Genomic DNA, 14,883 nt, shown 5'->3' on the forward strand with positions numbered 1-14,883 from the left:
CTGGATCAAAACGATAAAGATTATGATATTAAAGCTGAAATTCAAGCTATTTTTACCGAACAAAAAGGAAATTACGGATATCGTCGAATCCATTTAGAATTAAGAAATCGTGGCTTCGTAGTGAACCATAAGAAGGTGCAGCGTCTGATGAAAGTACTTGGTTTAATTGCTCGAATTCGCCGTAAACGAAAGTATTCTTCCTACCAAGGAGAGATTGGCAAGAAAGCAGAGAATCTCATTCAACGCCAATTTGAAGCAACCAAACCAATACAAAAGTGCTACACAGATGTGACAGAATTTGCCATTCCAGCAAGTAGCCAAAAGCTTTATTTATCACCAGTTTTAGATGGCTTTAACAGCGAAATTATCTCCTACAATCTTTCTACTTCGCCGAACTTAGTACAAATGAAAGCTATGCTAGAACAAGCCTTTACAGAGAACCATTACGAAAATACAATTCTCCATAGTGACCAAGGAGGGCAATACCAACACGATTTCTATCATCATTTTTTTAAGAATAAGGGAATCCAACCATCTATGTCACGTAAGGGAAATAGCCCAGATAACGGTATGATGGAATCTTTCTTTGGCATTCTTAAGTCTGAAATGTTTTATGGTTATGAGAAGTCACTTCAGTCTCTTAAGCAATTGGAACAAGCCATTGTAGACTATATTGATTACTACAACAACAAACGAATTAAGGTAAAACTAAAAGGACTTAGCCCCGTACAATACAGAACTAAATCCTTTGCTTAAATTAATTGTCTAACTTTTTGGGGTCAGTACAATATTATGCGTTTTTAATTTTTCTTCAATCCATTACAATAGATAGAGAACTCAATTTCTTATAAGTAAAGGAATTTGAAAATAGCTACTGCCGCAATTGCTGCTGCGATCGGTGCTACTACTGGTACCCAAGAGTACCACCATTTTGAATCGCCTTTGTGCTCACCAAGAACTGATTTTGGAAGGAAAGCATGAAGGAGACGTGGTCCCAAGTCACGGGCTGGGTTCAAGGCAGGTCCTGTAGGTCCACCAAGTGATGTTACCAAGGCCATAACAAGGAATCCAAGTGCCAAGTGAGCTACTGAAAGTCCTGAAGCAGTATGTGGTGCTACTTGGGCTTTGATTGCTAAATCAGAAAAGTCAACATTTTGACCTGCTTGACTAGCCATTTGTTTCATGTATTGAAGCACTTCAGAACCAAAGAAGTTTTTAGTCATTCCAAGGGCTGCAAAGAAAAGAACAAATGATCCAACAAACTCATTTACAAAACCATTAACAGTTGCTGCAAAATGTGATTCTTTTGTACCATTATCCAAACTTGAAATTGTTGAGAAAGTACCCAAAATGTTGTTTGGATTTTCAGTTTTCAAGTAGTATGGGCGGTGTGTTGCCACAACCAAGGCTTGACCAAAGATAGCACCCAAAACTTGTGCGATGATATAAGGCGCAACTTGAGCCCAAGGGAAAAGACCGCTGATTGCAAGTCCAAGAGTGAAGGCTGGGTTGATGTGGTTACCAGATACGTTACCAAACATCAAGGCTGGGATCATAACCCCCATACCATAACCAACAGCGATAACGATCCAGCCACTTTGGTGACCTTTCGTACCTTTAAGTTCAACGTTGGCAACTGCACCATTTCCAAGAATGATCAAAATAGCAGTTCCCAAAAATTCAGTGGCATATTTAATTGCCCATGTGAAATCCATTTGATAGATTCTCCTTAAAATTTTTTAGACAATCCTTATTCTATCAATTTTTACATCTTTTAGCAACTACTTTCCCGAAAGATTGTGACAGAAAACGGTTCCAAATCTTATAAACTAATCTTTTTTCCAAGATATTCCCAGTTCATTATGTTATCTGAGCTAATCTGATGCTTTTATGTCAATTCCTACTGATACATAGTATAGGGAATAAGAAGTATCTTTCCCATTCACAAATAAAAGTTTTGCTATGAAAACAAAACTCTATCCTTCTAATGAAACAATCTTAACCTGATTTATATAAAAATTCTCGTCACATTGCCATAAAACCTCAGCCATATTTTTGTAAGAAATGGATTTATCGTGATCTGCTCTAATCGTAAGATTATAACCACTTTCATTCCTATCCATGTCAATATTTAGATTGTAAAATCCCTTCTGTTCAATGAGAATATTCAAGGTATCTATTGAAGGTTTATTGGTTACAAATCCAGTCATTCTGATATGATAATGAGTATCGCTTTTCAAAAATTTGGAGCTACTTTTCTGAACAGAGACAACAATTAGACTACAAAATAAGCCTAGAAAAGCAAAACCTGCTCCAATCTCCATCCCAATACCTGCAGTTGCCCAAATACCAGCTGCTGTGCTAATACCACTGATTTTTTTATCCCTCATCACCACCAATGAAACTAATTCCACTGACAATTTGGGCCGCAACCCTAGAAGTATCATAATTAGGCGTATCCAAGAAAGCTTCTTTTGATAAAATCATCATTAAAGTTGCAGTTAAGGCAACCAAAATATGAGTCTTTCTCCCAGCCTGCTTGTGCTTAGATTTTCTTTCATAACCAATGATAAAACCAGAAAAACAAGACAATAAAATGAGAATAATATGTCGGACTTCAATCGGTAGAGCTATCGTATCAAGCATTATTTCCCTCCTCTATCACTCATAATTTTATATTATAGTCCTAGTTGAAACTTTTTTCAAGAGAATATATTAGTTGAAAATTGTCCTTTTTAAAACAAAAAACCGCAGTTACTCTCTAGTAATAACTTGCAGTTTTCTGTAACTAATGGATTCTTACAATGTCTCAAACAATTCTTGCATTTGCACATCATCTGGAACCAGTTTTAAGTAAGCTTGAGCATTGACTTTTGCTTCCTCAAAGTAGCCCAATTCACGCAAGAGATAGATATAGTGTTCCAGAAACTCTGGATTGTCCTTTAAATCTACTGCCAACTCTTGGTAAAGCTCATAGGCAGTATCCAAATCGTCCATTTCTTGATAGGAACGAGCAATCATCCACTTGGTCAAGAGATTTTCTGGCTCCTCACTTTGCAAGTCTAGAATATCCTCATAACGTTCCTGCTCCAGATAAATAGTTGCTAGACGGAGTAAGATTTCTTCCGTATCCTCAGCATCTTCTTTAGCAGTAAGGAGGTAGTTCTCTGCTCCACTAGCATCATGCAATTCATAGGAAAATTGTGAAGCTACTAACAAGAGTCTTGTTTCAAAAGGATTTTTCTCCAAGCCTTGCTTAGCGATACGCAGGGCTTCTTGAACTTGATGTTCCTTATGTAAGGCCTGGCTATAACCATATTCATAGCCTTCAAAGTCAGGAGAAATGGTATCGATCTGCTTAAAGTAGAGGACAGCTTTTTGGTATTCTTCTTGATCAAAGTAAAGACTGGCCAACTCAAAAGCTGTCAGGTCATCGTATTCTAACTCCAGGGCTTTTTCTAAAAACTCTATAGCTGTTTCAAATTTCCCTAACTGGGCATAGGCAAAGCCAATTCGTTGATAGGTGGAAATGCCTGTTTGCTCATAAATAGTACGATTATCTAACTGAGCATAGCCTTTAATAGCTTCTTGGTAATTTTCCAACTCACTATCCAACTCTGCTAAACCCAATATCAAGAGAGGATCCTCTGAGTAAGTCAATGCTTCTAACAATTTCTCACGCGCCACATCTGTCAAACCTTCCATCTGGTAAAGGTCTGCCTTCAGAGCCAAAGCAGAAACATACCAGTCACTGTCAGCTTGGATTTCCTCTAGGTAAGCAAAGGCTTCTTCTATTTGACCATCTTCGCTAGCAATTGCTGCTAGATTTAGATTAACCTCTGGAAAGTCCTCTACGATTTTCAGGTAAATTTCCTTGGCCTGAGGATAGAAACCAATTCCTTCTAGATAAGTCGCTAATTCATAAAGAAGCTCACTTGGATCATTTTCTAAAGCTTTGACGAAATAATGTTCTGCCTTAACTAAATCTTGCTCTTCCAAAGCCTGTAACATCTGTTGACTATTGTTCACTCTTAGCTTCCTCTCCCTCTAGTTCATATAGGCCACTGACTACCTTATACCATTCAAAAATCGCTGAAATGACAACTTTAGCAGAGGCATAAACCGGAATACCGAGCAAGACTCCCCAGATGCCAAACATGGATCCTGAAGTTAACAAGACAAAGAGAACATTAATGGGATGGATGTTTAATTGACTTCCCAAAATCAATGGAGAGACAAAACGACCTTCAATAGTTTGTTCTACGATAAAGACAATCACTACTTTCAAAAGCATGACTGGCCCAGCAATCAAACCCAATACTAGGGCAGGAAGCATGGCTAGGAAACTACCAAGATAAGGAACCAGATTTAAGATACCAGCAGTAACACCAAGCGTAACCGCATAGCGTAGACCAATTATCTTAAAGAAGATCATAAACATTACCGCAACAATAATAGCCACTGTTACTTGTCCTCGAACATAGTTAGACAACTGCTGATTCACATCTGATAAAACTTGTCCAACAGGTTCTTTCAATTTCGTTGGCATGAATTGGGTCAAATAGTGACGCAGGCCTTTCCCATCACGTAAGAGATAAAAGAGCATGAAAGGAACGATAATCAAGGCAACAATCACTTGAGATGCCCCACTAATAAAGGCACTCACCCAGTTTACTGCCTGAGAAGAAACCTTGCTCGCCCAAACTGTAGCCTGACTAGAGAAGTTTGTCAAAACTTGCTCTAACTGAGGTCTGAAATCATCTGGTAAACGCTTGGTTACCAAATCATCAATAACCCGATCAGCATCTTCAAGATAGATTGGTACATTTCTTGCAAATGTTAAAACTTGACGTTGCAGATTTGGAATAGCTACTGCCAAGCCCCAAATGATAAAAAGAGCGATGATGACAAAGACAATAGTGATAGCTATAACACGATTAACCTTATGCTTCTCCATCCAATCAACAATAGGATTTAATAAATAATATAGCAAACCAGATAGAATAACTGGCAGCATCACGACTGCCAAAAAGTCTAAAACAGGTGAAAATAGAAAACTAATCTTACTTAAAATAAAAAGATTCAGTCCCAATAATAAGGTTACCAAAAATACCGTAATGGCCTTGTTATCCAAAAACCACTTGAAAAACCAAGACAGGCTAAAATGTTTCTCTTTTTGCTCCATAAATACTTCCTTTCTATTGTTCTCCCATTATACCATTTTTAAATCAAAATAACTCTTTTTTAAAGTGCTTACATGGAGACCGCGACATAAAAAATCTCCTCAAAAGAGGAGATTTGATTAGTCTTGAATATGACGGTCTAAGTTCTTCTGATAATCAGCATTGGATTTGGCTTTTTCATCAGCAAATTTCTTGCGGAACTCATCCATTTCTTTAGTAGTGACAATCTTATCTTGGATTTTCAGATACTTGTAGCTATTTTCACTAGTCTTGTCACCTACCCAGCCACCGGCACCACTGCCAGGAACCATTTTCGTCACTAGCATTTGAGCACCATCAGAGTATACTGGAATAACAAGTGCACTATCTGACAACCAAGCTTGGGCCTTAGAATATTTGGAATAACGTTTTTGAAGGTCTGTTTTCTCACTATTTGCATCATCAATCAGTTCTTTGTATTTATCCAATCCAACTGTTTTAATAACTGGATTGTCTGTTCCTGGTGCCACACCAAGAGCACTTAGGAGACTTGGACCTGAAGTTGGATCAAATACATCTAGATAAGTCGATGGATCTGCAAAGTCTGGAGTCCAACCACTGACTGCATTAATATCCCAGTCAGTATTTGCATTGGAAGTAGCTAGAGTAGTCATACTTCCCAATTCGTCATCAGAAACTTGTTGAATATCAACAACTACATTGTCAGAGCCTAAGGCTTCCTCAATGGATTGTTTATAAGACTGAACCTGACGAATAAAATCTGGATTTGATGAAGAAATTGGCAAATCTAAATGAATTGGGAACTGGACTCCATCAGCTTGAAGAGTTTTCTTAGCAGCTTCAAATTTAGCTTTAGCCTTATCTACATTATGAAGTGAATCCTGGGCATCATCAAGACTGACATCTTTCCATACACCATCTAATTTATCCAATTCTGCCTTAGCTACTTGTCCAAATGACTGCTCTCCTACCTGTACAAATGTTGGAGGGGTTAAACTTGTACGTAATTTACGCGGTGCTACTTCGTCCCCAAATACTTGAGAGATTCCTGCTTTACGATCTGTAGCAAAAGCCAAGGATTGACGGAAATCTTTGTTCAGCAAAGCCTTCTTAGTAGATGATTTTTCTGCATCACTTGTTTTAGCGGTGTGATTGTAGGCAACACGGTCAATATTGGTCGAAATATAGAAAGTAGTTCCTTGTTGTTGACTATAAATAATGTTATCTTTATATTTTTCTTTTAGCCGTTCATAGTTAGCAGAGTTTTTAAAGAGAGGTGCTGCAGGATAATTTCCTTCATCAAAACCACGTCCCAAAGAGTCTGCATCCTGACCATCAAAGTAAGACAACTTAATATCATCAATAAAGACATTTTGTTTATCCCAATAGTTTTGGTTTTTGGTCATTTCGATAGAAGATTTAGAGGTAAGCCCCTTAAGAAGGAAAGCCCCATTGTAGAGAATGCTCGTTACATCAGTCGCCTTACCAAAGTCATCTCCTTTAGAAGCCAAAAAATCTCCACTTACTGGAGCTAGAACTCCCATCGTTGTCTTAGAATTCCAGAAAGATTCTGGATGATTCAAAGTGTAAACAACAGTATAATCGTCTGTTGCTTTTACACCAACAGTAGAAAAATCCGTTGTTTTCCCATTTACATAGTCATCCAATCCTTTGATAGAATCCTGTACAAGATAAAGTGCTTCTGATTTCTTGTCAGCTGCGTGTTTTAAACCAGTTACAAAGTCTTGAGCCTTAACTTCTCCATACTCTTCTCCTTCATTGGTATACCACTTGATACCCTTACGAATTTTATAGGTATAGGTCAAACCATCTTTGGAAACAGTCCAATCTTCTGCAACTGATGGTACTAGATTCCCGTATTGATCATTTTCCAGTAGTCCATCAATGACATTACCAGTAATCTGTTTTGTAGACTTTTGCCCAGAAACTGTATAATCCAGAGTCGCAGGATCTGATGAAAATACATAGGCATAAGTAACTGGTTTAGTTGCTTCCTTATTCCCATTACCAGATGAACAAGCTGCTAGAACAGTTGCTGAGAGTACAGCAACTCCTGCTGCTAAAAAAACTCGTTTTTTCATAGTCAAACTCCTTTGATAATGAGATAGATTTATTATAGCACTTTTCAAAAGGAAATCAATACAAAACTAAGCTTAATTTGATATTTTATTATATTTATTTCTGTGTTATAGAGTTCCTCTAACTAAAATTTTTGTGATATAATAGTATTATCTTTATTATAGAGGTAAAGTTATGAAAGAAACTGTTTATTTTGGAACTTATACACGTCGTACTTCCCAAGGGATTTACAAGGCAGACTTTGATACAGAAACTGGTCAGCTTTCAAATCTAGAACTTTTTGCTCCTGAACCAAGTCCAACCTACCTTGCTTTTGACCAGCACCAACACCTATACACCGTTGGTAGTCAAGACAATAAGGGGGGGATTGCAGCCTATCAAACTGATGGAACTTTATTAAATCATGTCGTTGAAGAAGGAGCTCCCCACTGTTATGTTGCTGTTGATGAAAAGCGTGATTTGGTCTATGCAGCCAACTACCATAAAGGACAGGTCCTTGTTTATAAACGTCAGAAAGACGGTAGTCTTCTACTTAGTGACCTGTGATTTGGGTACTGACCAAGTCATCACTTATGACCTTGATCAAGAAGGGAAATTATCTAAGCTCTATACCTATCACAGCCAGCCAGGATCAGGCTCACGCCATATCGTTTTCCATAACCACTATAAAATTGCTTATCTGATTTGCGAACTCAATAGCACTATTGAAGTTCTAATCTACGATGGTGTTGGCGAATTTGAACGCATGCAGGTCATTTCAACTCTACCAGACGGTTATGAAGGCTTTAATGGAACTGCTGCTATTCGTCTCTCTAAAGACGGTAAATACCTCTACGCTTCTAACCGTGGCCATGATTCTATCGCAGTATATACAATCCTTGCGGACGGTAGCTTAGAGTTGTTAGAAATCGTTCCGACACATGGTCAGACTCCACGTGATTTTGATTTGACGCCAGACCAAGAATTTGTCATTGCTGTCCATCAAGACTCTGACAATGCAACCGTTTTTAAACGCAATACTGAAACTGGTCGTCTAGCCGAACTTTCCAACGACTTCCATGTTCCAGAAGCGGTCTGCATCAGTTTTGCCCCTTAAGAAACCATAAAAAATGAACTTGGTAACTCAAGTTCATTTTTTTCTTATAGTCTTTTTCCGACATTAATACGGTTAATGGCACGTTGCAGTGCAATCTTCGCACGACGTTCTTGATCAATCAAGTTTTTATCTTGTGCTTCTTCAATTTCACGCTCTGCTCGAAGTTTGGCACGTTCTGCACGACTGATATCGATATCACGAGCACGTTCTGCAGAATCCGCAACGATTGTGATGGTATTATTGGCAATTTCAATAACACCTCCGTTTACTGCAATCCAGTTCACGTGATCTTCATCATCAATACGTTTTACCTTTACTTCATCAACTGCTAAAACCGCAATCATATTTTCATGTCGTGGCAAGATCCCCATCTCACCATCCAGAGTTCGAACCGATACATAGCTGGCATGGTGATCATAGACGAGACCATCTGGTGTCACGATCTGGACAGTTAACTGAGCCATAGATCACCTCTTAAAATCCCATTTTTTCAGCTTTTGCAATCACATCTTCGATAGAACCTACACCACGGAAGGCATCTTCTGGCAAGTGGTCATGTTTACCATCAAGGATTTCCTTAAAGCCACGAACAGTTTCAGCAACTGGAACATAAGAACCTGGCTGACCAGTAAATTGTTCCGCAACGTTGAAGTTTTGTGACAAGAAGAACTGGATACGACGGGCACGTGCAACCAAGGTCTTTTCTTCATCAGAAAGCTCATCCATACCAAGGATAGCAATGATATCTTGCAACTCATGGTAACGTTGAAGGACACGTTTTACTTCAGCAGCAACTGCATAGTGCTCTTCTCCAACGATTTCAGGTGCTAAGGCACGTGAACTTGAAGCAAGTGGATCAACGGCTGGGTAAATACCCAATTGTACCAACTTACGTTCCAAGTTAGTTGTTGAGTCTAAGTGAGCGAAGGCTGTTGCTGGCGCAGGGTCAGTATAGTCATCCGCTGGCACATAGATAGCCTGGATAGAGGTTACAGAACCCTTTTTAGTTGATGTAATACGCTCTTGCAATTGACCCATTTCCGTAGCAAGTGTTGGTTGATAACCAACGGCTGAAGGCATACGACCTAAAAGGGCAGATACTTCTGAACCAGCCTGAGTGAAACGGAAGATATTATCGATAAAGAGAAGCACGTCTTGGCCTTCTACATCACGGAAGTATTCAGCGATTGTCAAACCAGTAAGGGCAACACGCATACGTGCTCCTGGTGGCTCATTCATCTGACCAAATACCATGGCTGTTTTCTCGATAACGCCTGATTCTTTCATTTCCCAGTAAAGGTCATTCCCCTCACGAGTACGTTCCCCAACACCAGTAAATACTGAAATACCACCGTGTTCTTGGGCAATGTTGTGAATCAATTCTTGAATCAAGACGGTTTTACCAACTCCGGCACCACCGAAAAGTCCAACCTTACCACCTTTAAGGTAAGGGGCAAGAAGGTCGATAACCTTAATCCCTGTTTCAAGGATTTCAGAAGAGGTAGACAACTCATCAAAAGTTGGAGCTTTTTTATGAATTGGCTGACGCTCTGCGTCTTCTGTAAAAGGAGCTTCCAAGTCAATGGTATCTCCCAAAACGTTGAAGACACGTCCCAAAGTTTCTTTACCTACTGGTACAGAGATTGGACGACCTGTGTCCAATACTTCCATTCCACGAGTCAACCCATCTGTTGATTCCATGGCGATAGTACGGACCATACCATCTCCCAACTCCAAGGCTACTTCAAGGACGATTTTTGTTTTTCTTTCGTCATTTTTGTAGACGACAAGTGCATTGTTAATCTCAGGAAGTTTTTCCCCTGCTGCAAACAAGACGTCTACAACGGGACCGATAACCTGAGCAATTTTAACTGAACTCATCTCCTTCTCCTATTCTATATAAGATACTGTCGGTTCCTAGCTCAACTAGGTCCTAATACTCTTCGAAAATCTCTTCAAACCACGTCAGCTCTATCTGCAACCTCAAAACAATGTTTTGAGCAGCCTGCGGCTAGCTTCCTAGTTTGCTCTTTGATTTTCATTGAGTATAAGTTCATTTTCATACGAGCTGGACTAGAGCCTACTCTAAGGCACTAGCTCCTGCTACGATTTCTGTAATTTCTTGTGTAATCGCCGCCTGTCTGGCACGGTTATACTGAATTGTCAAATCATTAATGACTTTCTTAGCATTATCTGTCGCTGTTTGCATGGCTGTCATACCGGCAGCATTTTCAGCTGTCTTGGCATCGATAATAGCCCCGTAAATCATACTTTCTGCAAACTGAGGCAACAACTGCTCCAAAATTTCTTCTCGGCCTGTCTCTAATTCAAAAGTCAAGCTGTAGTCTTCATCCGCTTCATTTGGATCCAAGTCAACAATCGGAAGCATTTGTTCCACACGCATTTGACTGGTTAGCGTATTGACATGGTGGTTGTAGCAAACATAAAGCTCATCAAAGAGTTCATTTTGGTACATTTCAACAGTTTTCGAAATAATCTTACGAACTTCATCAAAGCTAGGTTGATCTGCCAAGCCACGTAATTCATAAAGTGGTTGAATACCACGAGCCTTAAAGAAGTCAGCTCCCATTCCACCGATACAGATCATTTCAAAACCTTTACCATCTGGATGGTATTCTTCCTTCAACTCCATAACGGCTTTCAGAATAGAAGAATTATACCCTCCAACCAAACCGCGATCTGAAGTAATGACGATATAGCCTGTCTTCTTCACGGGACGGCTAATCAACATTGGATTGGTTGAACCACCAGCTCCATTACCATGAAGGATATCTGTCAAAAGTTTACGAACTTTCTGAGCGTAAACTTGGAAGTTGCGAGCAGCTTCTTCAGAGCGGCCAAGCTTAGCAGCTGAGACCATTTGCATGGCATTAGTGATTTGACTCGTATTTTTTGTTGAGGCGATTTTTGTTTTAATATCATTTAGAGATACTGCCATCTGACACCTCTATTCTTATTGGAAGCTGGTTTGATTGAGAAACTCTGTAATCGCAGCATCCAAGACTGCTTCTTCTGGCAAGTCTTTTGTATCACGAATGGTTTCCAAAATCTCTGGATGTTGAGCGTCAAAGAAGGCATGGAACTCTTCCTCGAAACGAACAATATCATCTACTGGAACAGTATCCAAGAAACCATGTGTCAAAGCATAGAGAATGGTTACTTGTTTCTCAACAGGTAATGGTTTATGAACAGGTTGTTTCAAGACCTCAACGGTACGACGTCCACGGTTCAACTTAGCCTGTGTTGCCGCATCCAAGTCAGAACCAAACTTAGTGAAGGCTTCCAACTCACGGTATGAAGCAAGGTCGATACGAAGTGTACCAGCAACCTTCTTCATAGCTTTGATTTGTGCAGAACCACCTACACGAGATACAGATGAACCCGCATCGATGGCTGGACGAATACCCGCATTGAAGAGACCATCGCCAAGGAAGATTTGTCCATCAGTGATAGAAATCACGTTGGTTGCGATATAAGCAGAGATATCTCCTGCTTGTGTTTCAATAAATGGTAGGGCTGTAATTGATCCACCACCAAGCTCATCAGAAACTTTAGCTGAGCGCTCAAGCAAACGGCTGTGGAGGTAGAAAACATCCCCTGGGAAGGCTTCACGACCTGGAGGACGACGAAGCAAGAGAGACAGTTCACGATAAGCTACCGCTTGTTTTGAAAGATCATCATAAACGATCAAAACATGCTTACCTTGGTACATAAATTCTTCCGCCATGGCAACCCCAGCATAAGGAGCTAGGAAGAGCAATGGAGATGGTTGTGAAGCAGAGGCAGTCACAACGATTGTGTAGTCCAAGGCACCGTACTGACGAAGTGTTTCTACTTGCGTACGAACGGTTGATTCTTTCTGTCCAATAGCGACGTAGATACAGATCATATCTTGACCTTTTTGGTTCAAGATTGTGTCAATCGCAATAGTTGTTTTCCCTGTCTGACGGTCACCGATAATCAACTCACGTTGACCACGACCAATCGGTACAAGGGCGTCAATAGCTTTCAAACCAGTTTGCAATGGTTCTGATACAGACTTACGTTGCATAACACCAGGAGCTGGCGCTTCTACTGGACGAGTTTTATCCGTGTGGATTTCTCCAAGACCGTCAACCGGACGACCAAGTGGGTCCACAACACGACCAATCAGACTTTCACCTACAGGGACTTCCATGATTTTACCTGTACGGCGGATTGTATCGCCTTCTCGGATATCTGTAAAGTCACCTAGGATGATAATACCAACGTCTGTTGACTCCAAGTTTTGAGCCATACCATAAGAGCCGTTTTCAAAAATCAACAACTCTCCACTCATGGCATTTTCAAGACCATGAGCACGCGCGATACCATCCCCGATATAGGTTACAACACCTGTTTCAGTCACATCAAAATTGGGTTTGAAATTTTCAATTTGTTGCTTAATTAAAGCGCTGATTTCTTGTGCGTTAATTGCCAAAAGAACACCACTTTCTATTTCAAATTTTCTTTAACAACTTTAAGTTGTTGTTTAATACTCACATCAATTGTCTTGTGATTGGCAAAAATGACAAAACCACCAATGAGACTTTCATCGATTTCTTCTTTTACACTCCTTACTTTAAGAGACATTTTTTTCTCAATCAAAGGGAGCAAGCGACTCTTCTGTTCATCAGTTAGAGGATGAGCAGATGTAATCGTCACTTCAAATCGATTTGTTTCTTTTTCAAGTCGGTTCAAGCAATCTACAAGCACATCATAAAAAAGATTTGCTCTGTGGTTGTAGGCCAGAACCTGGATCAAGTTTTGCAATAAAGGTGACACAGAGTCTTGGAAGAACGCAATCGTTTTTTCCTTATCAGACTCGTCTACTGCCACTTTTTTTAAAAAAGAAGGTAAACCTGTTTCTTCAGCAACTTGCTTGATTTGAGTCAAGTCTGAAAAGATACGGTCTTCTTCTCCTTTTTCAAGTACCAATTGGACAAAAGGCATGCTGTATTTTTCAATTACCTTTACTGTTTTCTTGTCCATTAAGCTTCTCCTAGCTGATCGATATACTGATCAATGAGTTCTTTATGGGCATGACCGTCAAGGTTTTGTGAGATGATTTTACCAGCCAAGCTGATTGTCAAATCTGCTACCTCACCCTTAATGCTTTGTAAAGCTTCAGCTTTGTTTTGAGCAATTTCTTGGTTTGCTTTTTCTTTTAAGCGTCCTGCTTCTAGTTTAGCATCTGCTAAAATACTAGCCTTACTTTTCTCAGCTGTTTCTTTCGCATTCTCAATGATTGTCTTAGCTTCTTTACGGCTACCAGCCAATTCATCTTCGCGTTTTTGAGCCAATACTTCCGCTTTTTGACGTGCTTCTTCAGCTCTATCAATATCTGAAGCAATTTTTTCAGCTCTTTCTTCGAAAATGCCTGTAATATTAGACCATGCAAATTTTTTAATCAAGACTAGCAAAAGGATAAAAGAGCCAGCGATTAAAATAAAATTACCAATTAATTCACCTACTGTTACGTGCATCAGTTACTCCTTTCTACTCTTCATCATTAATTTTATTTCCTAGGTACATAGAGGATAATAGTGTAAAGACATAGGCCTGTACACAAGAAATGAACACGGAAAATGCAGTCCAAACTAAGTTTGTCCCAAATGCGATTGGATACCAAAAAATAGCCTGATGTGAAAGTAAAAGAAGCAAGCTTGTCATTACTTCACCTGCAAAGATATTCCCAAAAATCCGCAAAGCAAGAGAAAGGAAATTCGTGACTTCTTCAAGTAGATTCATCGGTGTCATAAATGCAGGAGTTACAAAACCTTTTAGGTATTGTTTAATCCCACGACGACGAATCCCCTCAATGTGCGCCATCACAATAATACAGAAAGACAAGACAAGGTCAAATGAAAGATTTGCAGTTGGCGATGTCCAAAGGTTTGTCCCATCTGTTGTTTGAAGTTTAGCCATCAAACCAAGATTATTGGCGATAACCATAAAAAGAAATAAACATAAGTAAAAGAGTGAGTAATCTTTTATGTAGTGGGAACCAAGGTTAGGTTCTGTAAATCCAATTACAAAATCATAGAGATACTCTAGTACATTTTGTTTACCTTTGGGTTTCAAGGTCATATTACGACTTGCCCAATAGATAAATGCAAAAATCAGAAACACAGACAGCAAAGTCAAGGCTGTCAAAGTTAAATCAAAGGTAACAGGACCAATATTGATGGTTGGATTGATACTTTCTTCCATCTAACATTCTCCCTTCTCCAATTTATATTTCGTTATTTAATGATAAATGAGAAGACAAGAGTTACGAAGAAAGTTCCTTCAATAAAGGCAACCCCTAAAAACATCAAGCTACGAAACTCAGCGATAATATCTGGTTGGCGAGCTACCGATTTCAACAAACCATTCATCAATAACCCTTCACCAAGAGATACACCCATACAGGCAAGACATAGACCGAAAAATGTTAAATTCATGATGAATTCTCCTTTTAAT

The 14,883-nt window shown here is 39.5% G+C and carries 13 protein-coding genes and 2 pseudogenes; 2 read left to right on the forward strand and 13 right to left on the reverse strand.

Translation table 11 applies throughout. From position 1 onward, the window contains the following. Positions 1–756 (forward strand): IS3 family transposase (locus K4Z77_RS01865; protein ID WP_224218267.1); only part of this gene is annotated, 756 nt, incomplete at its 5' end. Positions 757–845: 89 nt separating this feature from the next. On the opposite strand, the gene gla is transcribed toward K4Z77_RS01865, so the two are convergent. The 5 genes and pseudogenes from gla to K4Z77_RS01890 all read right to left on the reverse strand — a co-directional run bounded on the left by gla (position 846) and on the right by K4Z77_RS01890 (position 7,285). Further along, entirely contained in the window at positions 846–1,715 is an 870-nt protein-coding gene (gla, locus tag K4Z77_RS01870) for an aquaglyceroporin Gla (RefSeq protein ID WP_049491488.1), read from the reverse strand. A 261-nt stretch (positions 1,716–1,976) separates the two neighbouring features. Next, positions 1,977–2,646 (reverse strand): annotated as a pseudogene (locus K4Z77_RS01875) (MgtC/SapB family protein). 153 nt (positions 2,647–2,799) lie between these two features. After that, a complete protein-coding gene (locus tag K4Z77_RS01880) occupies positions 2,800–4,029 on the reverse strand; it encodes a tetratricopeptide repeat protein (RefSeq protein WP_224218268.1) in 1,230 nt (409 codons plus the stop codon). Further along, on the reverse strand, positions 4,019–5,185 hold the full coding sequence (locus K4Z77_RS01885) for an AI-2E family transporter (RefSeq protein ID WP_203180453.1): 1,167 nt from the start codon (positions 5,183–5,185) through the stop codon (positions 4,019–4,021). The genes K4Z77_RS01880 and K4Z77_RS01885 overlap by 11 nt, the downstream gene beginning before the upstream one ends. Positions 5,186–5,302: 117 nt before the next feature. Further along, on the reverse strand, positions 5,303–7,285 hold the full coding sequence (locus tag K4Z77_RS01890; protein ID WP_224218269.1) for a peptide ABC transporter substrate-binding protein: 1,983 nt from the start codon (positions 7,283–7,285) through the stop codon (positions 5,303–5,305). Positions 7,286–7,457: 172 nt separating this feature from the next. On the opposite strand from K4Z77_RS01890, the pseudogene K4Z77_RS01895 reads away from it, so the two are divergent. Then, positions 7,458–8,379 (forward strand): annotated as a pseudogene (locus K4Z77_RS01895) (lactonase family protein). Positions 8,380–8,423: 44 nt separating this feature from the next. On the opposite strand, the gene K4Z77_RS01900 reads toward K4Z77_RS01895, so the two are convergent. From K4Z77_RS01900 to K4Z77_RS01935, 8 genes are all read right to left on the reverse strand, one after another. Beyond that, the gene (locus K4Z77_RS01900) at positions 8,424–8,843 is read right to left on the reverse strand and encodes a F0F1 ATP synthase subunit epsilon (RefSeq protein ID WP_000068043.1); all 420 of its coding nucleotides are present in this window, start codon (positions 8,841–8,843) and stop codon (positions 8,424–8,426) included. Positions 8,844–8,853: 10 nt separating this feature from the next. Continuing rightward, positions 8,854–10,260: a F0F1 ATP synthase subunit beta gene (atpD, locus tag K4Z77_RS01905; protein ID WP_224218270.1), complete on the reverse strand. Its 1,407-nt coding sequence runs from the start codon at positions 10,258–10,260 to the stop codon at positions 8,854–8,856. A 199-nt stretch (positions 10,261–10,459) separates the two neighbouring features. Further along, on the reverse strand, positions 10,460–11,338 hold the full coding sequence (locus K4Z77_RS01910; RefSeq protein ID WP_000301215.1) for a F0F1 ATP synthase subunit gamma: 879 nt from the start codon (positions 11,336–11,338) through the stop codon (positions 10,460–10,462). 15 nt (positions 11,339–11,353) lie between these two features. Beyond that, positions 11,354–12,859, reverse strand: a complete 1,506-nt coding sequence (atpA, locus tag K4Z77_RS01915) for a F0F1 ATP synthase subunit alpha (RefSeq protein ID WP_000996629.1) — start codon at positions 12,857–12,859, stop codon at positions 11,354–11,356. Positions 12,860–12,873: 14 nt separating this feature from the next. Beyond that, the gene (locus tag K4Z77_RS01920; RefSeq protein ID WP_023942965.1) at positions 12,874–13,410 is read right to left on the reverse strand and encodes a F0F1 ATP synthase subunit delta; all 537 of its coding nucleotides are present in this window, start codon (positions 13,408–13,410) and stop codon (positions 12,874–12,876) included. Next, entirely contained in the window at positions 13,410–13,904 is a 495-nt protein-coding gene (gene atpF / locus K4Z77_RS01925) for a F0F1 ATP synthase subunit B (protein ID WP_000558548.1), read from the reverse strand. The genes K4Z77_RS01920 and atpF overlap by 1 nt, the downstream gene beginning before the upstream one ends. A gap of 13 nt (positions 13,905–13,917) precedes the next feature. Then, entirely contained in the window at positions 13,918–14,631 is a 714-nt protein-coding gene (atpB, locus tag K4Z77_RS01930) for a F0F1 ATP synthase subunit A (RefSeq protein ID WP_000392860.1), read from the reverse strand. Between the two features lie 32 nt (positions 14,632–14,663). Beyond that, positions 14,664–14,864 (reverse strand): F0F1 ATP synthase subunit C, encoded by a 201-nt coding sequence (locus tag K4Z77_RS01935; protein ID WP_001054557.1) that lies wholly within the window; start codon positions 14,862–14,864, stop codon positions 14,664–14,666. Positions 14,865–14,883: the final 19 nt, after the last annotated feature.

Source organism: Streptococcus mitis subsp. hohhotensis (assembly GCF_020089495.2).
Lineage (GTDB): Bacteria > Bacillota > Bacilli > Lactobacillales > Streptococcaceae > Streptococcus > Streptococcus hohhotensis.

Bases quoted from the DNA above. Each gene is read 5' to 3' on its own strand.
- K4Z77_RS01900 (WP_000068043.1), bottom strand. From the start codon at position 8,843: ATGGCTCAGTTAACTGTCCAGATCGTGACACCAGATGGTCTCGTCTAT.
- gla (WP_049491488.1), bottom strand. From the start codon at position 1,715: ATGGATTTCACATGGGCAATTAAATATGCCACTGAATTTTTGGGAACT.
- atpB (WP_000392860.1), bottom strand. From the start codon at position 14,631: ATGGAAGAAAGTATCAATCCAACCATCAATATTGGTCCTGTTACCTTT.
- K4Z77_RS01885 (WP_203180453.1), bottom strand. From the start codon at position 5,185: ATGGAGCAAAAAGAGAAACATTTTAGCCTGTCTTGGTTTTTCAAGTGG.
- K4Z77_RS01910 (WP_000301215.1), bottom strand. From the start codon at position 11,338: ATGGCAGTATCTCTAAATGATATTAAAACAAAAATCGCCTCAACAAAA.
- K4Z77_RS01935 (WP_001054557.1), bottom strand. From the start codon at position 14,864: ATGAATTTAACATTTTTCGGTCTATGTCTTGCCTGTATGGGTGTATCT.
- atpF (WP_000558548.1), bottom strand. From the start codon at position 13,904: ATGCACGTAACAGTAGGTGAATTAATTGGTAATTTTATTTTAATCGCT.
- K4Z77_RS01920 (WP_023942965.1), bottom strand. From the start codon at position 13,410: ATGGACAAGAAAACAGTAAAGGTAATTGAAAAATACAGCATGCCTTTT.
- atpD (WP_224218270.1), bottom strand. From the start codon at position 10,260: ATGAGTTCAGTTAAAATTGCTCAGGTTATCGGTCCCGTTGTAGACGTC.
- K4Z77_RS01890 (WP_224218269.1), bottom strand. From the start codon at position 7,285: ATGAAAAAACGAGTTTTTTTAGCAGCAGGAGTTGCTGTACTCTCAGCA.